Consider the following 19,934-nt stretch of genomic DNA (forward strand, 5'->3'; position numbering starts at 1 on the left):
TGACACAAATGTCGGCTTCTGCACAGATCACTAATCCAGAAGCGACAGAAGTGTGGGAACCCGTTCCTCAAAAAGTTAATCCAGCAAAAAATGGAGGTGCCCCTTCCGATGCTGTTGTACTTTTTGACGGCTCAAACCTCAATGCATGGAAATCTCGTAACGAAGACAAACCTGCAGGCTGGAAAGTAGAAAACGGTTACATGGAAGTAGCTAGAGGTACTGGCGATATCATGACTAAAAAAACCTTTGGCGATATTCAGCTACACATTGAGTGGAGTGCTCCAACGGAAATTGTAGGCGAAGGCCAAGGCCGAGGAAACTCAGGCGTTTTCTTACAAGAGCGCTATGAAGTGCAAATTTTAGACAGTTATGTAAGCAAAACCTACTCGAATGGACAAGCGGGTTCTATCTACAAGCAAAGCATTCCGCTAGTCAATGCTACCGCTGCACCAGGTGAATGGAATGTTTATGACATCATCTATAAAGCTCCGCAGTTCAATAAGGATGGGATTAAAGTAGCCGATGGTTATGTAACCGTTATCCACAATGGAGTTGTCATTCAAAACCACCAAAGACTTTTGGGCACCACAGAATACATTGGTTTCCCTAAAAATTCCGCCCATGGCGATGGCGCCATTATTCTTCAAGACCACGGAAATCCAGTAAGATTCCGAAACATTTGGTTGAGGGAGTTGTAAAAATTGAGGGCATCTTCGGTAGAAAATGCCCTCTGGTTGACTGGTTGAGGATGTCCTGTCAAACACCTCGACTCCCTACTCTCACACTACTAAGAATAGTTTTCTTTAAAAAATTGATTTAACCAAGATTGAGACGAGAACGGTAATAAATAAAAGCAGTTCAAAATGGGTGTTAATGATTTTTAGTATACTCCCAAACGGAAAATGTTGTCTATTTAACTCCTTTATAACCTGACGATCTCCATCTTTCTTAGTGGTAAAAATTGTATGTGATTCTGTCATGATGCAATTATTGAATTATCCCTGTACGAATACACCTCACAACTAAATCCGTTGTATTTCGTGCTTCTGATTTTCTTAAAATATTTTTTCTGTGAGTTTTCACTGTATCAATTGACACAAATAACTCGTCAGCAATTTCTTTTGCGCTATTCCCTTCAGCCAGAAGGTTAATGATCTCGAATTCCCTAGCCGTGAAATCCAGACGTAGTTCTAGGTGATGCATAAGTCTCTGTTTTTAGTCAAGTCAAAGTACATCAAACTACCGCCCAGTTCTCTCAAGGTTTTAGACTGAAAAAAAAACTAGTGGTTTTCCGCCAGACGAAGTTTATATTGTGATCAGGAATGGTTTTATCTTGTATCTATGACAAAGTATATGGATGCATATTTTGTAAGAAACATTCCTTGAAGCATTCAAAATCAATCAAAACAATTCAACATGAAAGATCCAAAAACAACAAAGATCCCAATGGGCTATGAAATGGAAACATTCATAGGTCTACCCAAGGATGTTATTACCCACATGCCTTTTATTATTTTTGCGCCCAACAGACCCGTCATTGGGAAGGAAGTTTATATTCCAATGCACTTTCTATACATCTTCAAAAACCTGAATGTTTATAGCCAAGGCGGCTTCGAAAACGGCCATGTTTTTGACAAAATGCCACCAAATTCAACCTTAACTTTTAAATCGAACTTCAAAAAAGATGTCGGCTATTCTGTCATAAGAGCAACTTATTATTTCAATGTGAAGCTTGGAAGTAAAACACTCAAGTTCAATATGAAGATCAGCGAGTCAGATAAAATTGAATACAATTTAGCCAACAGAGACAACAGGCTCCCACTAGCAGGCGACTCTACCTTGGCATTTATGCCTGAGTTCTTTACTAAAGAGTGTGATACTACAATTCCACCACCGACTACTTAATGCTTAGGTCTATAATTGTTGTACTAATAGGTGTAATCACTTTGTTGATAACACCTTATTTTACTTTCGGGCAATCGTCAAAAATCGATAGCCTTAAGCAAGCATATGTTCAACATAATAAACCTAGCACTGCTATTGAATTGGCAGAAACACTAGTGCTCACAGATATTGACTCGGCAGTATATTATTTGAGTAAGCTTGATGGAATCTCACTCGAGAAAAATGACAGAGTAAATTACCAAAAAATCAAAGGCCGTTATTTAACTATTGTGTCCAATTATGATAGTGCGGTATCAGTCTATACATCGCTGCTTAAGGATATTGAAAACGAAATTCAATATGCAAAAATAGAAGGGGACGTTTTGGACAACATAGGCACTATTTACCTTAACCTTCAAGAGAACAACCAAGCCCTTGATTTTTTCAACCGCGCCAGAAGGATCCGAGAAAAAAACGGCATTGACGCTGACATGCTAAAATCTTACTACTCTATCGGTAACCTACTCTTCAAAACACAAAGAAGTAATGAAGCAATAAAAAACTACCGTAAGGCCATTTCCTTGATAGAAAGTGATACTGATGCAACCTTTATCGCGAACATAAATTATATGATGGGCTCGGCCTACGTTATCTTGGACAATAGTGATAGCGCCATCTACTTTTTGCAGAAAGCTAAAACTATTTATGACCAGACCCATCAGGTTATTTCCCAAATCAACACAGCAAATTCAATAGCCCAAGCCATGATAAGCGAACAACGTTTTTCTGAAGCCATTCCGCTCTTGGAGAATAATATCAAATTGCTTAAATCTAACGGAGATTGGCAAAAATATATGGCAGTCTATTCGCGGTTATCCCAAGCCTATGAAGGTCTAGAAGATTATCAAAAGGCACTATCCTATCAAAAGCTTCGTTACGACACGGTGGTAGGCTTTTTAGCAAATCAAAGGACAGAATCTGTGGCCAAAATTACTGAAGATTACAGAACCGATAAACAACTGGACGAGGCTGAAGAAACAGCTGTTTGGGCTACCCAAAGGGCCAAAATTTTTGGCGGAATTGCGGTTGGCTTAATTATGCTTTTAATCATTAGCTACCTCCTTTTCTCAAGAACAATTCAACGCAAAAAGTTGGAAAACTTAAGGGCGATGATTTTGGGTGAAGAGAATGAAAGAAAGCGGGTAGCCAAAGATTTACATGACGGAATTGGTGTTCTACTTACCAGTGTAAAAATGCGCTTGAGTAACTTTGAAGACAAGGTAGAGGACAAAGAAGCCTTTCAAAGTTCGTTGGGTCAAATTGATAATGCCTGTTCTGAAGTACGCAGAATTTCGCACAATATGGTACCCGCCAGCTTAAGCAAATTGGGCTTAGAAGAGGCTATGCTAGATCTTTTTGATAATGTAACAGCATCTACTCAAATAGAAATTAAAGAAAAACTGAGTTATGAACATGGCGATTTTGAAGAATCCAGTGAGGTACTTATTTATCGAGTGATTCAGGAATTAGTGAACAACACGCTCAAGTATGCCCAAGCCTCTAGCATTCAAGTTGAAATGAAAAAACTGAAGGAAGAATATATAATTGAATACAAAGACAACGGAATTGGCTTTGACAAAACGAATGTTAAGAATGGATTGGGCCTCAAGAGCATCGCTTCGCGAATCGATATTTTGAAAGGGAGGCTCACATTTGATAGCATAGATGGAAAAGGCGTAAGCTTCAGAATAAACATCCCATTGCAGCATGGATAAGATTAAAGTTTTAGTAGCAGACGATCATCAAGTAATTATTGATGGCTTAGAGGCCATCATCAGCACCACTGATCACCTTGAGTTTATAGGAGGGGCATCAAATGGCAAAGAGGTAATTACCAAAGTCGAATCTCAGGCTGTCGACTTAGTATTGATGGACATCAATATGCCCGAAATGGATGGCTTAGAGTGCACAGCATACCTCAACAAACACTATCCAAAAATCCGAGTGATTGCCTTGAGTATGCATGATAACCCCAGACTTGCCAAACGCATGATCAAAAATGGAGCATTTGGCTTCCTCCTAAAAAATTCGAGTAAAGTGAATATCCTCAAAGCCATCTCGGAAGTGATGGAAGGAAGAAATTTTTTTGACCCCATGCTGATGTCTACCTTTTTTGATGCCGATAACAAAAAGTCATCGAGCAGTTTTTCAAAAAAGGACCTACTAACCAAACGCGAAATTCAGATCATTCAACTGATCTGTCAGGAAAAAACCACAACAGAAATTGCAGACGAACTTTCCATTAGCACCCACACAGTTGAAAGTCACCGAGGGAATATTATGCTCAAGCTAGAACTCAAAAATTCTGTGGGGCTTGTAAAATGGGCCATTCAAAACGAAGTAATTGAACTTTAATTGAACAAAAAAATTCCACTCTAAAAGAGCGGAATTGAATTCTTAAACATTCGACCAAGCTTTTTGGCCAGGTTCATAAGGAATACAGCCCTCATACTTCATAGGGATAGGGTCGTATGCCATCACCTCTTTTCCTACTAATTCTGAAGAAAAATAACTCCATATGGTAGAATCAACCACGTTGGTCACAAAATAGGTTTCAACAAAAACATCGTCCTTCACTCCTTCCTTTCTGAATTCGGCTCGATAGTTTCTGAGGATATCTTTATCTGCCTCGTATTTATCAAAGTAGCTGCTAATCACATCCGTCATTTGTTCGATGGTGGCTTTATCAAAACTCACTTCCTGATTTGCGTCAAAATTGGCAACAAAAACATTGAGCCCTCTTTTGAAATACTCTGCCTCTCGGTCTTTGTAAATATTCGCTAAAGCGGAATCTAAATGACTAGGCACACCCGCTTCGATAGCCCCTGGCGTGCTTGTTTTAGGCATAATTCCCTCGCAAATTTTCCCAAGTTGGCTTACCTCTTCTGAGCTTAAGTAGGCAGGCTCCCAGTCCACTTCGGTGGCAGAAGCACAACCTTGCAGCGCTCCAAAAAAAACTGTTGAGGTAAACAAAGCCATCGATCCGAATCCTAAGTTTTTTAATGCTTCTCTTCTTTCCATGGTTTATAGATTTCCTTTTTCGATTTGATCTACAGCGTAATTAGCGGCCCTAGCGGTAAAGGCCATATACCCCAAAGACGGATTATGGCATGCCGATGAGGTCATGAAAGAACCATCGGTGACGAATACATTCTTACAGGCATGCACTTGGTTCCATTTATTGAGTACCGAAGTTTTAGGGTCGTGCCCCATTCTGGCCGTGCCCATTTCATGAATACCTAAGCCCATATTTGGCCCATTGTCATAACTTCCTACATTTTTAAAACCTGCCGCTTCTAACATTTCTTTTCCTGAAGCGGCCATATCTTTCCGCATTTCATATTCATTCTCATGAAAATTTCCAGCATCAAAAATCACTTGTGGCAAACCCCATGCATCAAGATTTTCGTAATTTAATCGCATATGATTTTTATGCTGCGGAAGGGTCTCGCCAAAACCCATAAAGCCGATCGTCCAGCCTCCAGGTGTCATCCAAGCATCTTTTACTGCTCCCCCAACCCTTTTATTATTCATTTCGGCTATGTTTCTACCCCATCCTTGGCGGGAAGCACTGCCCTGATAACCATACCCTCTAACGAAGTTTTTTACATCGGAACCTCCTCCTAAATTTCTAAACCGAGGAATGTACAAGCCATTCGGCCTTCTGCCTTTGTAATATTTATCCTCATACCCCTCCACTTTAGCACTTGCGCCAACGCCAAGGTGATGGTCCATAATATTATGTCCTAATTCACCGCTATCATTGCCCAGTCCATTTGGGAAGCGCTCACTTTTCGATTGCATTAAAATGGCTGCAGAAGCAATGGCCGAAGCACATAGGAAAATTACTTTTGCGTAGAATTCTGTTTGCTCTTTGGTGTTCTGGTCTATTACTCTAACGCCAGTGGCTTTTCCTGTTTTGTCATCATAAATGACCTCACTTACAATCTGATCTGTAATCACCCTAAGGTTTCCAGAGGCCACACCAGCAGGTAGGGTGGAAGAAAGACTAGAAAAATAACCACCATAGGGACAGCCACGCATACAGCGGTTTCGCATGAGGCATTGGCTTCGAGCACCCGGATTTTTATGGTCTGGCTGGTTAACATTGAGCGCCTCAGTCAAATGGGCAGTTCGTCCCACAGTCACCCAACGATTATTCCATTTGCTTTCTACTGCCTTCTGAAAATCTTTTTCAACGCAGTTCATTTCCATAGCGGGAAGAAACTCTCCGTCAGGCAATTGCTTAAAACCACGCTTTTCACCGCTTACGCCAATATAGCGCTCCACATAGTCGTACCAAGGTTTAATGTCTTTGTACCGAACAGGCCAATCCACCCCAAAACCATCTTTACTATTTGCTTCAAAGTCTATATCACTCAGCCGGTAGCTTTGGCGCCCCCAAGTAAGGGAACGGCCACCCAAATGATAACCACGCATCCAGTCGAAACGTGTATTTTCTTCCTGATAAGGGTGTTCAGAATCTTTTACAAAGAAATGACGATGGGCTACATTTGTAGTATAGCCTGTCCTATCCTGTTTCGGATAATCTTTTTCGATTATTTCTGGATTGGTTCTACCGCGGTTAGGGAGATCCCAAGTGTCCATGTTGGCGGTATGGTAATCTTTGATGTGCTCAATTTTACGACCACGCTCTATCACTACGGTTTTGAGCCCTTTTTCACTGAGTTCCTTAGCAGCCCAGCCACCACTTACACCAGAGCCAACGACTATTGCATCATAGGTTCGCTGTTCCTTAGACTTTAGGTTTAGATTCATTCAATTCCTTTTTATTTCAAAAAATAGCGCAGTTAAACCGAAGAGGCTTTACTGACCGACTAGAAATATAAGAAATATCAATCGTAATCTCAGCGACAATGATCCAGAAGGAAATTGCCGACTCAAATTTTTAAGGGGCAAAAAGGCATGAAGCAAAAAAAACCCCGAATTACCGGGGTTGCTTTTCAATATTCATCTTCGTTAAAAAAGAAATCGTCTTTTGTGGGATAGTCAGGCCATATCTCTTCGATACTTTCATAAGGCTGACCATCGTCTTCTAATTCCTGGAGGTTTTCAACCACCTCAAGTGGGGCTCCCGATCTAATAGAAAAGTCAATTAACTCATCTTTAGTCGCAGGCCAAGGGGCGTCTTCCAAGTAAGAAGCTAGTTCAAGTGTCCAATACATTTCTTATCTTTTTTAATGGCGTGCAAAAGAATGAATTAAACTCTAAAAATCAAACCTATGCACTCAATTATTTTAATATTAAAAAAGAGGCTGTTTCAAAAAGACAACTACCTGACTTTTAAAGCTATGCACCAGCTTTAAACTGTCGCAAAATCTCCTCTTTTACTTTTACCTTCCTTTCTTGAAGCTCAAGCTTGCCCCCAATCAGCTTATCTAAGCCCGAGCTCGTGTTAAATTTTTCTAAATTTTCTTGAAAAGTAGAAAGCTCAGCCCTATCTCTGTGAAGTAAATCATAGGCAATTTTCAGTCTAACTCTTTCTTTATCAGCCTCGTTTTGCTTGCCTTTTAGCTTCTTATACATCAAGCTTTCAATGAACTGCTTTTCCGCAATTTGGTCGATCAAAAATAGAAAATCTCCCTGAAGCTTATCCATTTCAGACCTACTTACAGGTCCCAAATACTTCCATTTATCCCTCAGCTCTTTTACATTAGCAACTGGCGCTATTTTCTCATTCAGAACGATCAGTTCCTTTAAGAATTCGGTACGGCTTTCTAGGTTTTCCTTCTTGTTTCCAACCTTGGCCTTTCCTTCTTTTTTTGCTTTCGCTAAAGCCGACTTAATGATGACCTGAAACTTATTCCAGAACTCAGTACGAACTTCGGCCTTGATTCTACCTAAATCTTTCCACTCTTCTTTCAGCGTTCTGATTTTCTCAACCAGAACAGTATAACTTTCTATCTCTTTGAGCTTTTCGGCCCCATCAATAAACTCCTGATAATTAGACTCTTTGTCCTTCATCATCTTTTCGAGATCAGCATAAAATGCAGCCCTACGCTCGAAAAATCCGTCCAACATTACTTTGAAGCCTCCTTCTATTCGTTCTTTCTCCGCATCGTCAACAGCACCTGTTTTAATCCATCTGCGCTGTACTTCCTTTACTTCGGCAGTAGCGGACTTCCATTCACTGCTTTTAACGGCTTCTTCTAACTCGGCCAACAAAGCGGTTTTTATTTCCAGATTCTTCAATCGATTCTGATGAATAAAGCCATTCAATTGCTCTTCCAACAAATCCAATTTGTGATAGAGTGCTTCAAAATCACCGATCGCGTCAAAATCACACAAGGTTTCTTTCAGGTGAAGTACCTTCATAAGGTAAGAACCCTTGTTTTCAGTCCCGTTGATTTTCTCTTCTACCTCATTCACTTTGGTCTGCGCCAATGCAAAACGTTCGGTATAATAAAGCACTGCAGCTTCTTCAGTTTCCTTCACTTCCCCGATCTCCTTATCGGCATAATCGAGAAATGCTTTTCTGAAAACCTTGCCTTCTTTGATAAACCCGTATTCCTTTTCTTCCAAAACGCTAAGATTGAATTTTGCCCGAAATTAGCTAAATAACCCAAGCGAGAAATTCCTAAGCATAATTTTTAGCATATTTGCGTCAAAATAGAACGATATAGACTATGAGTGACGAAAAAATTATTTTTTCAATGGCTGGGGTCAATAAAATTTACCCCCCACAGAAGCAAGTCTTAAAAAATATCTACCTCTCGTTTTTTTACGGAGCAAAGATTGGTGTGCTTGGACTTAACGGTTCGGGTAAATCTTCTCTCCTTCGCATTATTGCCGGTGTAGACACAGAATACCAAGGCGAAGTGGTTTTCTCACCAGGGTATAGCGTAGGCATGCTAGAGCAAGAGCCTCAGCTTGATCCAAATAAAACGGTAAAACAGGTAGTAGAAGAAGGCGCAAAAGAAACTGTTGATTTGTTGAACAAGTTTGAAGAGATCAACGCAAAATTTGCTGACCCCGAAATTCTTGATGATCCAGACAAAATGAACAAGCTCATTGAAGAGCAAGGAAAAGTTCAGGAGAAACTAGATCACATTAACGCTTGGGACTTAGACAGCAGGCTGGAAAGAGCAATGGATGCATTAAGAACACCTCCATCAGACGCTTCAATCAAAAACCTTTCTGGAGGAGAAAAAAGAAGAGTTGCCTTGTGCCGCTTGTTGATTCAAGAGCCAGATGTTTTATTACTCGATGAGCCTACCAACCACTTGGATGCAGAATCTGTACATTGGCTTGAGCAGTATTTACAGCGCTATAAAGGAACTGTAATTGCAGTAACTCACGATCGTTACTTCCTTGATAATGTAGCGGGATGGATTCTTGAACTCGACCGAGGTGAAGGAATTCCTTGGAAAGGAAATTACTCTTCGTGGCTAGACCAAAAACAAACGCGATTGGCTGGTGAAGAAAAAACTGAATCAAAAAGACAGAAAACCTTACAGCGCGAGTTGGAATGGGTAAGAATGTCGCCTAAAGGAAGACAAGCCAAAGCCAAAGCACGTTTGAGCGCATATGACAAACTATTAGGTCAGGAGGGCAAGGAAAAAGAAGCAAAATTGGAGCTTTACATTCCACCGGGGGAAAGATTAGGTTCGAAAGTGATTGAAGCACATAATGTAGCAAAGGCTTTCGGAGATAAACTTTTATATGAGAACCTAGAGTTCTCACTTCCACAAGGGGGTATTGTTGGAATTATTGGGCCAAATGGTGCTGGTAAAACTACGCTATTCAACATGATTACTGGAAAAGAAACGCCAGATCAAGGGGAATTCATTGTTGGACCAACAGTAGACATCGCCTATGTTGACCAAGAGCACGATAATCTCGATCCTAACAAATCCGTTTGGGAAGTAATTACCGGAGGAAATGAATTGATTACGCTCGGAGGAAAAGAAATGAACTCTAGGGCTTATGTAAGCAAGTTCAACTTTAACGGAACTGACCAAAACAAGAAAGTAGGTCAGCTATCTGGTGGAGAAAGAAACAGAGTGCATTTGGCACTAACCCTTAAGCAGGGAGCCAACCTCTTATTACTCGATGAGCCTACCAACGACCTTGATGTGAACACACTAAGAGCATTAGAGGAAGGTTTAGATAACTTTGGTGGTTGCGCGGTAATTATCTCTCACGATAGGTGGTTTTTAGATAGAATTTGTACGCACATTCTAGCCTTTGAGGGTAACTCTCAAGTATATTGGTTCGAAGGTGGTTATTCAGAATATGAAGAAAACCGTAAGAAGCGTTTAGGAGATTCAGGCCCAACAAGAATTAAATATAAGAAACTGAATTAATCAGCTTCAACTGTAACAAAAATGCCTCATTGATGTATCAATGAGGCATTTTTGTTTCTAACCAAATTCCATCAACCTAGAAATGAAACTCAATAGTCTGTTTTAGATCTTCTCGCAAACTTTGCGCTACAGGACAAGTCAAACCAATCTCCTTTATCCAATCTCTGTCTTCTTGATTCAGTTGGCATTCTTCCCAAAAAAAGTCAAGTTTAATTTCTGAGATTCTGCGAGGGTTCGCGCTCATTATTTTTGTTGACTCCACATTCATTCCTTCCATGTTAAGGCCTTTCTTTTCACCAGCAATGGCCATTACGGTCATCATACAACTACCCAATGCGGCCGCCACAAGGTCGGTAGGAGAAAAAGCCTCGCCTTTCCCATTGTTATCTACAGGAGCATCGGTGACAATACCATTTCCAGATTTTACATGAACAGCTTCGGTACTTAAGTTTCCAGTATACTTTGATTTCACAGTGATCATAAACTAAGCAGTATTTTTTTTCGTTAATTTAGCAATCTCAAACAGAGCTACAACGCCAAGTATGCAAATTAGTGCCAAAGTTTTTATAGTCGTCTTGTTATCATTTATTTGTAACACTGGTTTTAGTCAGTCAAATTTTGGCTTTGACACAAGACTTGAAGACGAAGAGTATGAAATTGAAAATGTGTTTGGAGCCTCTCATGCCTCCAACAGCGGCCTCATAAGTTCCTTATTCTGGCGGCACTCAAATTCATTTGACAAAAAGAATTTGGCACATTACGGGGTTGAACTGGCTAATACACGACACCCAAGAGAATCGCGACAAACCACTATTACAGGAAATAGTTTTGTTATCGGAAAATCCAATTATCTCATTTCTATCCGTCCTTATTACGGAAGAGAAAAAGTGTTATTTCAAAAATCACAACAACAAGGGGTAAGGATTTCGGCTATGGCTTCTGCAGGCCCCACGCTTGGCTTAGAAACACCTTACTATGTAAATTATAGAGGAAGGAAGGAACAGTATGACCCAAGCATGCACTCTGTGAATAATATTAATGGAACAACTGGGATATTAAAAGGGCTCTTTCAATCAAAGTTTGTACCGGGGCTTCATTTCAAAACCTCAATGACTTTCGAAACCAATTCTACAAAAAATAGGGTTTTTGGCATTCAGGCAGGCTTTGTTGTGGAGGCTTTCACACGTAAAATCAACATACTTCCAGAGGCCGAAAATAAGAATGTTTACTCTGCCGCATTCATTGCCGTTTATTTTGGCAAAAGAAGATAAGCTACTTTCATACCATTTCGGAACCTTTGCCTTACCTTTGTGGTATTGTTAGTCAGAGGAGAAAAGGATGATTGAACTACCAGTAATTTCTAAAGAAAAAGAAACCAGAAGAAAAAAACCGGACTGGTTGCGTGTAAAACTTCCTATTGGGGAAGAATACGCCAAAGTCCGTAAACTGGTTGATCAATATAAACTTCATACCATTTGCGAAAGCGGTAATTGCCCAAATATGGGTGAATGCTGGGGAGCAGGTACTGCCACGTTTATGATTTTAGGTAATGTATGTACCCGAAGCTGCTCATTTTGCGCAGTAGCCACAGGTCGCCCACCAGAATATGATACCGAGGAGCCTAAAAGAGTAGCCGAAGCGATTAAGTTGATGGGGGTTAAGCATGCCGTGCTTACTTCAGTCAACAGAGATGAGCTAAAGGACAGAGGAGCCGAAATCTGGTATCAAACGGTTGTAGAGACCAAAAAATTAAGCCCTGAAACGACCATAGAAACACTTATTCCAGATGTTAAAGGGAATTGGGACGCCCTATACAGAATGATCGATGCCGGTCAGGAAGTGGTTTCGCACAATATGGAAACTGTTGAAGAACTCTATAGAAGGGTTCGCCCTCAGGCCAAATACGCAAGAAGTTTAGAAGAGTTAAAACGCATTAAGGAATATGGCAAGCGTTCTAAATCTGGCGCCATGTTAGGTTTAGGTGAAACTGACGAACAAGTATTCAGACTAATGGATGACTTGGCGGAAGTAAAGCTTGATATTTTGACTTTAGGCCAGTATTTGCAGCCTACCAAAATGCACCACGAAGTAATTGAATACGTTCACCCAGATAAGTTTGAATTCTTTAAAGAAGAAGGCTTAAAACGAGGAATTAAGTATGTAGAATCGGGCGCACTGGTTCGATCATCATACCACGCAGAAAGACACGTTCACGTATAACAAAAGAGGCGCCAATGGCGCCTCTTTATATTTACATACTATCAGTTTCTAGAAAATTCTAATCCAAACACCTGGCACCCAAACTCGAACACCGCCCATTACGCTATAGCGGCCTTCCTGCCAACGATGATAATCTCTTCTCACTGTCCAGTGGCCAGAAACCCATACATCTCTTCTCAACCTTCTATTATACTCCCAATAGCCATTTACCCAAATATGTCTGCTGCTGGGCGCGCTACTTCGGAATACTTTATTCCTTCTTCCATTTCTGAAATCGTAATCATAGTCGTAAGAATAATTATCAACTCTAGTCCAACCACCGTTACTCCTAGAGCCTGAGTAGCGATAGCCGTTATTTCTAACTACCACCTTCTTTACCACAGTCTCAGTTCTCCCATTTCTCTTTACGCTAGTGCTATATACTTTTTTACGATCATCGTTTCGTTTGCGATCGTCATTGCGTTTTTCAACTTTGTTTTTATCTCGGTTGTTTCGGCTATCATTACTTCGCCTCTGAGCCTGTATCTCTCCTTCGGCAAAAAGCCCAACCACCATAATTCCTATTAACAGTATCACTCTTTTCATAACCTTGATATTTAAGTTTTCAACAAGGGTCGACCATTTTACTAATGCATTACAGACTCACATTTCCATTATCGTGCCAAAAAGAAAAGGGGTTTGGAGAAAAGAATTTCTGAATTCAACATTCTACTTGTTCCTAGCAGAACAAATCCGTAAAATTGCACACGCATTGACAAATAGTGAACCGCTCAATAATTGAGAATAATAATTGTTTGGCTCTTAGGTAAATTTCAGCATTAGTGTTTGCAAATATTATTATAAGACTTATCTTTGCGTCCCGAATTTGAGAAATTGTAAGTAATAAATACATGGCAAATCATAAGTCTGCATTAAAAAGAATACGTTCGAACGAGGCTAAACGATTGAGAAACCGTTACCAGCACAAAACAACTCGTACTTACATCAAGAGATTGAGAGATACCTCTGATAAAGCTGAGGCTCAAGAGTTATTGAAGAAAGTTATTGGAATGGTGGATAAATTGGCGAAAACCAATATCATCCATAAAAACAAGGCTGCCAATAACAAATCAAAATTAACTAAGCTGGTAAACAGCCTTTAAGGGTTAATTTGTAAAAATACTTGAAACCGAACTCTTCAGGGTTCGGTTTTTTTTGTTGCCCAATATTTAATATTCATAAGCTTTTATTATATTCAGTCTTCCCATTCTAATATAAAATGGAAAAAGGACTAAATATTCTTAAATGGGCTGAAGAAGATCGCCCACGTGAAAAACTCCTACTGAAAGGTAAGGCCGCGTTATCCGATGCAGAACTAATTGCCATCCTTATTGGTTCGGGATCTCGTGAGCTAAGTGCCGTTGATCTTTCTAAAAAAATCCTCTCCAACTCCAACAACGATCTCAATACATTAGCCAAACAATCAGTTTCTGAACTTCAGCAATTCAAAGGGGTCGGTGAAGCCAAAGCTATTTCTATTATGAGTGCCTTAGAATTGGGTAGAAGAAGAAAGGTGTTTCAATCGGCTAAAAAACTAAAAATCTCCAACTCAAAAGATGCATACGAGCTTATGAAGCCCGAATTGACGGATCAGCCCGTTGAACAATTTTGGGTAATTATGCTCAAAAGAAACAATGAAGTCATTCAGAAAAGAGTAATCAGCCTAGGTGGTGTTTCAGGCACCGTAGCCGACCCTAAAGTGATCTTCAAAAAGGCATTAGAAGATTTAGCCAGCGGGATTATACTTGTTCACAACCATCCTTCTGGCAACCTAAAACCAAGTCAAGCAGATATTAAACTCACTGAAAAACTGAAGAATGCAGGAGAGTTACTTGAAATCCCCGTTTTAGACCATATCATCTTTACTGATGACGGCTACTATAGCTTTGCAGACGAAAGCTTAATCTAGCCTATACTTAAATCAACTTTGCATTTGAGTTTCGGCCTTTTCAACCTTACTTTGCAGCATGAAAAGGAGCACCATTTTCGTTATTCTGATCGTTTTACTATTAGGTGTCACTGTCTTTAATTTTCTCACCGTTGGAGAGAGCACTAAAGATTACACAGCGCGAATTGAAACAGAAAGAAAAGACAAGGACAAGCGAATGCTCGCTTCAAGTTCTCCCCTACTGGATGAAGAAAAGAAAATCTTCACTAAACTTAACTATTACCCAGTAAACGAAGATTATAAAATCTTGGCGCGCCTCATTGAAATAAAGCGGAAGGTGCCAGTCTTCATTACTACCACTACTGGCGAGCAGGAAAAGTACATTCCATATGCTCATGCACAATTCGAACTCGAAGGCAAGCAACAAAAACTGTTGCTCTACAAAGATTGGGACGATGTAAACCCAAACCGTTTGTTTTTAATGTTTGCGGATGACACCAGCGGAGACGAAACTTATGGTGGTGGCAGGTACATTGATTTAGAAGAAAACGGTACCAATTCCATTATTTTAGACTTCAATACAGCCTACAATCCATACTGCCACTTCAACCCTGAGTACAGTTGCCCCATCCCTCCTGCCGAGAATTTGATGAAAGTTCCAATTAAAGCAGGCGAAAAGCTCTACAAAAACCTTTAAGCACATTGTTGGAAAGCTTAAATCATTAATTTTGCTCTTTCACCTAAATTTGGTGGGGCAAGTAAATTATCAGCATGAAGATTTCCCTTAACTGGCTTAAAGAATACATTCAAATTACTGAATCTGCAGAAGAGATTGCAGCACTTTTAACTGGCTCTGGACTTGAAGTAGAAACTTGGGAGGAAGTAGAATCGGTAAAAGGCGGCTTAAAAGGCTTGGTCATTGGTGAAGTCATCACTTGTGCAAAACACCCCAATGCAGATAAACTAAGCGTAACCACCGTTGATATTGGAGGAGAACAGCTTTCTCCGATTGTATGTGGCGCTCCAAACGTAAAAGCAGGTCAAAAAGTAATTGTTGCTACCGTAGGTGCAACGCTATACCCAAGTTCAGGCGATTCATTCCAAATAAAAAGGGCCAAGATTAGAGGTGAAGTTTCAGAAGGAATGATTTGTGCCGAAGATGAGATAGGTCTTGGACAATCGCATGATGGCATTTTAGTGCTTGACACAGATCTACCCAGCGGCACTCCTGCCGCAGACTATTTCAATTTAGAATCTGATTTCGTTTTCGAAATAGGCTTAACCCCAAACCGAGCAGATGGCGCTTCGCACATTGGTGTAGCCAGAGACCTCAAAGCGCTTCTCAATAGAAAAGTTGAATCCCCTTCTGTTGAAAGCTTCAAAGTAGACAATGAGAAAAGAGTCATTCCGGTAACCGTTGAAAATACCGAAGCGTGCCCAAGGTATTCTTCTCTCACCATAACTGGGGTTACAGTAACTGATTCTCCTGAATGGTTAAAAAATAGATTGAATTCAATTGGAATAAAGCCGACCAATAATGTGGTGGACATTACCAATTATATACTCCATAGCCTTGGCCAACCAATGCATGCGTTTGACGCGGATGAAGTTGTAGGAGATAAAATAACAGTGAAAACACTTCCTGAAGGAACCACATTCACAACCCTAGATGAAAAAGAAAGAAAACTAGCCGATACAGACCTGATGATTTGTAATGAGGCTGGTGGAATGTGTATCGCTGGTGTATTTGGCGGTATAAAGTCAGGCGTTAAGAAAACCACTAAAAACGTGTTTTTGGAAAGTGCTTATTTCTCTCCAGACTACACCAGGAAAAGTGCCCAAAAGCATCAATTAAAAACAGACGCCTCTTTCCGTTACGAGCGTGGAACAGACCCTAACATTACGGTTTACGCATTAAAATATGCGGCACTGCTCATTAAAGAGCTTGCTGGAGGCGAAATCTCATCACCAATAGCCGACTTCTATCCTGCGCCAATTCAAGATTTCAAAGTAGAAGTAAAATTCGCGAATATCGACCGATTGATAGGCAAGGCAATTGGAAATGACAGGATCAAGTCTATTCTAGAAAGCTTAGATATTCAAATTCAGGATGAAACTGAAACTGGCTTTACTGCTATTGTTCCTCCTTTCCGTGTAGATGTCCAGCGCGAAGCTGATATTGTAGAAGAAGTATTGAGAATTTACGGTTACAACAATATTGAGATTGATGAGCATTTAAGCAGCTCATTTCTTTCCGAGTTTCCAGCCAAAGATGCAGATGGCATCAAAAAGGAAACCTCTCGTTTGTTGGCGGGCGCAGGGTTTCATGAAATCGTAACCAACTCACTTACTAAAGATGGTTATTCCAATTCTACTGCTGCCATTGATGAAAATGACAACGTTAAAATTCTCAACTATTTGAGTGAAGATTTGAACGTAATGCGTCAAACACTTTTGTTCCATGGCCTCGAGGTTATCGATAGAAATGTAAAACGTAAAAATGGCGACCTAAGACTTTTTGAATTTGGAACCACTTATCATTTCATCAAGGAAAAATATGTAGAGCGTTCTAGGCTTTCACTGTTTGTAACAGGAAATGCCACGCCTGAGAGCTGGTTATCACCAAGTAGGAAGGTGAACTTCCATGATTTGTCTGCGATTGTGCTCAAGTTATTGGCCAAGTTTGGCATCAGTAAAATTGAAAACCAAGAAACAGAAAGTGAGTTATTCGGCTATGGATTAACAATTTCTACGAATAAAAAACCAATTGTACACCTTGGAAAGGTGAACGCAGAAGTGGCCAAATTAACGGATGTTTCTACCGAAGTATTCTTTGCTGACTTCGATTGGGACTATATTCAAAAACTTTATACTTCTGAATTTACCTTCCAGCCGATCTCTAAATACCCTGAGGTAAAAAGAGACTTGTCATTGGTTGTTGATAAAGCCATAAATTTTGATGACATTAGGATGTTAGCAGAAAAGCTTGAGCGATCATTGATCAATAGAGTCAGTGTTTTTGACGTATATGAAGGTGACAAAATTGATGCGGGTAAGAAAGCCTATGCCATTAGTTTCTATCTTCAAGACCAAGAAAAAACATTAACAGACAAAGTGATTGATAAAAGCATGAGTCGATTAATGCAAGGTTTTGAGCGTGAGCTTGGAGCAGTAATAAGAAAATAAGATGGCAGAATTATCGCTTTTTCAACGTTTAGACCGTGTGCAACAGCAGTTAAAGCAACTGGTGGTCAAGCATGAGACATTAAAGCAAGAGAACAAAGCGTTAGCGAACCAAAATACTGAGTTAAAAGGACAAATAATTGACCTTCGAACTCAAGTTGCTGATTTTAAAAATCAGGATAAAATCACTAAAATTGTATCAAACACAACCGTAGAAAAGGAAGAGTCTACAGAGTTGAAGCATAAGTTAAACGAGTACATTAAGGAAATAGATAAATGTATTACTCATTTAAGTGAGTAGTATGATCATATGGTAGACATTCTATCAATAAAAATCAAAATTGGGGACCGAGAGTACCCTATGAAAGTTAAACCTGAAGAGGAGCAAAGGGTACGGAATGCAGGCAAGTTAATAAATGAGAAATTACGGTCTTTTAAAAGCCAGTTTGGTATAGATGACAAAGAAGATCTCTTAGCCATGGTAGCATTCGATTGTATGATCGCAAAGATGAAAGTGGAAAGTGAAGTAGAATCAATAGATTCGACAACTACTGACCAGTTAGATCAACTTGAAGACATAATCAAAACAGCCCTCTCTTAATTCCTTAAATACCGATTTAGATTACGTTTCAGTACACTTCCAATTCTACCTATAGATTCACATATGGGAGAAACAGTTACAATCCTCATTACGGCCATCGGAGCGTTGGCTATAGGGGTGTTCATAGGAAGACTTCTGTTACAAAAAGTTAACACGAAGGCTGCTCAAGAACTTGCAGAAAAAGGCAAACTAATCATGAAAGAGGCTGAACTTACAGCCGAAACCCTCAAAAAAGATAAAATTCTTGAGGCCAAAGAAAAGTACCTACAGCTTAAATCTGAGTTTGAAGAAGAGGTTAATCGCAAGAAAAATCAAATCATCACCAACGAGAACAAGCTGAAACAAAAGGAAACCACACTCAATGCTCAACTAGAAAAGGTAAAGCGAAAAGAAGCCGAAGTTGATAGCCTTAAAGAAAATGTAGAAGCGCAGTTAGAGATTGTTCGAAAGCGTAAAGACGACCTTGAAAAAAAGGTGGATGAAAAAGTAAGAGCACTTGAAAAAGTCGCCCAACTTTCAGCTGACGAAGCCCGAGATCAACTGATGGAAACCTTAAAGGTTGAAGCGGAATCTAATGCATCGGTGCTCATTAAAGACATTATTGATGAGGCCAAGCTAACAGGGGCAAAAGAAGCCAAGAAGATTGTCATTGAATCTATTCAAAGAACCGCCACTGAACATGCAGTTGAAAACTGTGTATCCATTTTCCATATTGAAAGTGATGATGTAAAGGGTAAAATTATTGGTAGAGAAGGTAGAAATATTCGTGCGCTAGAGGCAGCTACTGGAGTAGAAATTATTGTTGATGATACTCCCGAAGCGATCATCATTTCTGGCTTTGATCCAGTAAGAAGAGAAGTCGCTCGACTTTCTTTGCATAGGCTTGTAACTGATGGTAGAATTCACCCCGCGAGGATTGAAGAAATTGTAACCAAAACCACTCAAAACATTGAGGAGGAAATCGTAGAGATTGGTGAAAGAACGGTGATCGACTTGGGTATCCATGGCCTCCACCCTGAACTTATCAAGTTGGTAGGTCGAATGAGGTTTAGATCTTCTTATGGTCAAAACTTACTTCAACACTCAAGAGAAGTAGCTAGACTTTGTGCTACTATGGCTTCAGAGCTAGGCTTAAACGCCAAACGTGCGAAAAGAGCAGGCTTGCTTCATGATATAGGAAAGGTTTGGCCAGAAGAACCGGAAATTCCACATGCATTATTAGGAATGGAATTAGCTCAGAAATACAAGGAGCATCCAGAAATCTGCAATGCGATCGGAGCCCACCACGATGAAATCGAAATGACTTCAATGATCTCTCCACTTATCCAGGCTTGTGATGCTATCTCAGGGGCTCGCCCTGGCGCTAGAAGAGAAGTGATGGAATCTTACATCAAACGACTGAAAGACCTTGAGGCGCTTGCCTTAGACTTTGACGGAGTAAATAAATGCTACGCCATACAGGCCGGTAGAGAATTGAGAGTTTTGGTAGATGCCGACTCAGTTTCTGATACTACCGCGGGTCAGCTTTCTTTTGATATTTCACAAAAAATTGAAAAGGATATGCAATACCCAGGGCAAATTAAGGTGACTGTGATTCGTGAAATGAGAGCGGTAAACTACGCTAAATAGAATCATGCTTAGCAGAGAAAATTTCCGATAGGAACCTCTCACTCAGGCTATAAATAAAAATGGCTGGTCTTCTGATGAAGGCCAGCCATTTTTGTTTGGTTTA

The 19,934-nt window shown here is 40.1% G+C and carries 21 protein-coding genes; 14 read left to right on the plus strand and 7 right to left on the minus strand.

Going from position 1 to position 19,934, the window contains the following annotated elements:
• Positions 1–8 precede the first annotated feature (8 nt).
• Positions 9–698 (plus strand): 3-keto-disaccharide hydrolase, encoded by a 690-nt coding sequence (locus tag AWN68_RS12805; protein WP_068416495.1) that lies wholly within the window; start codon positions 9–11, stop codon positions 696–698.
• Positions 699–987: 289 nt separating this feature from the next.
• Here AWN68_RS12805 and AWN68_RS12810 read toward each other — a convergent pair whose 3' ends face one another.
• Positions 988–1,203, minus strand: coding sequence for a response regulator transcription factor (locus tag AWN68_RS12810; protein WP_068416285.1), 216 nt, complete (start codon positions 1,201–1,203; stop codon positions 988–990).
• Between the two features lie 213 nt (positions 1,204–1,416).
• On the opposite strand from AWN68_RS12810, the gene AWN68_RS12815 reads away from it, so the two are divergent.
• The 3 genes from AWN68_RS12815 to AWN68_RS12825 are packed head-to-tail and all read left to right on the plus strand — an operon-like array spanning position 1,417 to position 4,299.
• Positions 1,417–1,905, plus strand: coding sequence for a hypothetical protein (locus tag AWN68_RS12815; RefSeq protein ID WP_068416288.1), 489 nt, complete (start codon positions 1,417–1,419; stop codon positions 1,903–1,905).
• On the plus strand, positions 1,905–3,659 hold the full coding sequence (locus tag AWN68_RS12820; RefSeq protein WP_068416291.1) for an ATP-binding protein: 1,755 nt from the start codon (positions 1,905–1,907) through the stop codon (positions 3,657–3,659). The genes AWN68_RS12815 and AWN68_RS12820 overlap by 1 nt, the downstream gene beginning before the upstream one ends.
• Complete coding sequence (locus tag AWN68_RS12825) at positions 3,652–4,299, plus strand: response regulator (RefSeq protein ID WP_068416294.1); 648 nt, start codon at positions 3,652–3,654, stop codon at positions 4,297–4,299. The genes AWN68_RS12820 and AWN68_RS12825 overlap by 8 nt, the downstream gene beginning before the upstream one ends.
• A gap of 42 nt (positions 4,300–4,341) precedes the next feature.
• Here AWN68_RS12825 and AWN68_RS12830 read toward each other — a convergent pair whose 3' ends face one another.
• The 4 genes from AWN68_RS12830 to AWN68_RS12845 all read right to left on the minus strand — a co-directional run bounded on the left by AWN68_RS12830 (position 4,342) and on the right by AWN68_RS12845 (position 8,487).
• Positions 4,342–4,965, minus strand: a complete 624-nt coding sequence (locus AWN68_RS12830) for a gluconate 2-dehydrogenase subunit 3 family protein (RefSeq protein WP_068416295.1) — start codon at positions 4,963–4,965, stop codon at positions 4,342–4,344.
• 3 nt (positions 4,966–4,968) lie between these two features.
• Positions 4,969–6,723 carry a GMC family oxidoreductase N-terminal domain-containing protein gene (locus tag AWN68_RS12835; protein WP_068416296.1) on the minus strand — a complete coding sequence of 585 codons (1,755 nt, stop codon included), beginning with the start codon at positions 6,721–6,723 and terminating at the stop codon, positions 4,969–4,971.
• 185 nt (positions 6,724–6,908) lie between these two features.
• Complete coding sequence (locus AWN68_RS12840) at positions 6,909–7,130, minus strand: DUF2795 domain-containing protein (RefSeq protein ID WP_015329640.1); 222 nt, start codon at positions 7,128–7,130, stop codon at positions 6,909–6,911.
• A gap of 124 nt (positions 7,131–7,254) precedes the next feature.
• Complete coding sequence (locus tag AWN68_RS12845) at positions 7,255–8,487, minus strand: DUF349 domain-containing protein (RefSeq protein ID WP_068416302.1); 1,233 nt, start codon at positions 8,485–8,487, stop codon at positions 7,255–7,257.
• 104 nt (positions 8,488–8,591) lie between these two features.
• Here AWN68_RS12845 and ettA point away from each other — a divergent pair, with 104 nt between their 5' ends.
• Entirely contained in the window at positions 8,592–10,271 is a 1,680-nt protein-coding gene (gene ettA / locus AWN68_RS12850; protein ID WP_068416304.1) for an energy-dependent translational throttle protein EttA, read from the plus strand.
• Between the two features lie 76 nt (positions 10,272–10,347).
• On the opposite strand, the gene AWN68_RS12855 is transcribed toward ettA, so the two are convergent.
• Complete coding sequence (locus AWN68_RS12855) at positions 10,348–10,752, minus strand: OsmC family protein (protein ID WP_068416307.1); 405 nt, start codon at positions 10,750–10,752, stop codon at positions 10,348–10,350.
• A gap of 61 nt (positions 10,753–10,813) precedes the next feature.
• Here AWN68_RS12855 and AWN68_RS12860 point away from each other — a divergent pair, with 61 nt between their 5' ends.
• Both AWN68_RS12860 and lipA read left to right on the plus strand, forming a co-directional pair.
• On the plus strand, positions 10,814–11,542 hold the full coding sequence (locus AWN68_RS12860; RefSeq protein ID WP_068416309.1) for a hypothetical protein: 729 nt from the start codon (positions 10,814–10,816) through the stop codon (positions 11,540–11,542).
• A gap of 67 nt (positions 11,543–11,609) precedes the next feature.
• Positions 11,610–12,491, plus strand: a complete 882-nt coding sequence (gene lipA, locus AWN68_RS12865; protein ID WP_053223562.1) for a lipoyl synthase — start codon at positions 11,610–11,612, stop codon at positions 12,489–12,491.
• Positions 12,492–12,539: 48 nt separating this feature from the next.
• Here the strand turns inward: lipA and AWN68_RS12870 are convergent, their stop codons facing one another.
• Positions 12,540–13,076, minus strand: coding sequence for a YXWGXW repeat-containing protein (locus tag AWN68_RS12870; RefSeq protein WP_068416312.1), 537 nt, complete (start codon positions 13,074–13,076; stop codon positions 12,540–12,542).
• A gap of 305 nt (positions 13,077–13,381) precedes the next feature.
• Between AWN68_RS12870 and rpsT the strand changes: the two genes are divergently transcribed.
• The 7 genes from rpsT (at position 13,382) to rny (ending at position 19,831) form a co-directional block, all read left to right on the plus strand.
• Positions 13,382–13,633 carry a 30S ribosomal protein S20 gene (gene rpsT / locus AWN68_RS12875; RefSeq protein WP_068416315.1) on the plus strand — a complete coding sequence of 84 codons (252 nt, stop codon included), beginning with the start codon at positions 13,382–13,384 and terminating at the stop codon, positions 13,631–13,633.
• A 116-nt stretch (positions 13,634–13,749) separates the two neighbouring features.
• The gene (radC, locus tag AWN68_RS12880) at positions 13,750–14,439 is read left to right on the plus strand and encodes a RadC family protein (RefSeq protein WP_068416318.1); all 690 of its coding nucleotides are present in this window, start codon (positions 13,750–13,752) and stop codon (positions 14,437–14,439) included.
• Between the two features lie 58 nt (positions 14,440–14,497).
• Entirely contained in the window at positions 14,498–15,115 is a 618-nt protein-coding gene (locus AWN68_RS12885; RefSeq protein WP_068416321.1) for a DUF1684 domain-containing protein, read from the plus strand.
• A 74-nt stretch (positions 15,116–15,189) separates the two neighbouring features.
• Positions 15,190–17,604: a phenylalanine--tRNA ligase subunit beta gene (gene pheT / locus AWN68_RS12890; RefSeq protein WP_068416324.1), complete on the plus strand. Its 2,415-nt coding sequence runs from the start codon at positions 15,190–15,192 to the stop codon at positions 17,602–17,604.
• Between the two features lies 1 nt (position 17,605).
• Positions 17,606–17,902 carry a hypothetical protein gene (locus AWN68_RS12895; RefSeq protein WP_068416325.1) on the plus strand — a complete coding sequence of 99 codons (297 nt, stop codon included), beginning with the start codon at positions 17,606–17,608 and terminating at the stop codon, positions 17,900–17,902.
• Positions 17,903–17,962: 60 nt separating this feature from the next.
• Positions 17,963–18,202 (plus strand): cell division protein ZapA, encoded by a 240-nt coding sequence (locus AWN68_RS12900; RefSeq protein WP_245658006.1) that lies wholly within the window; start codon positions 17,963–17,965, stop codon positions 18,200–18,202.
• Between the two features lie 63 nt (positions 18,203–18,265).
• Positions 18,266–19,831, plus strand: a complete 1,566-nt coding sequence (rny, locus tag AWN68_RS12905) for a ribonuclease Y (protein ID WP_068416327.1) — start codon at positions 18,266–18,268, stop codon at positions 19,829–19,831.
• Positions 19,832–19,934 lie beyond the last annotated feature (103 nt).

Origin of the sequence: Roseivirga echinicomitans (assembly GCF_001592935.1) — a bacterium.
Classification (GTDB): domain Bacteria; phylum Bacteroidota; class Bacteroidia; order Cytophagales; family Cyclobacteriaceae; genus Roseivirga; species Roseivirga echinicomitans.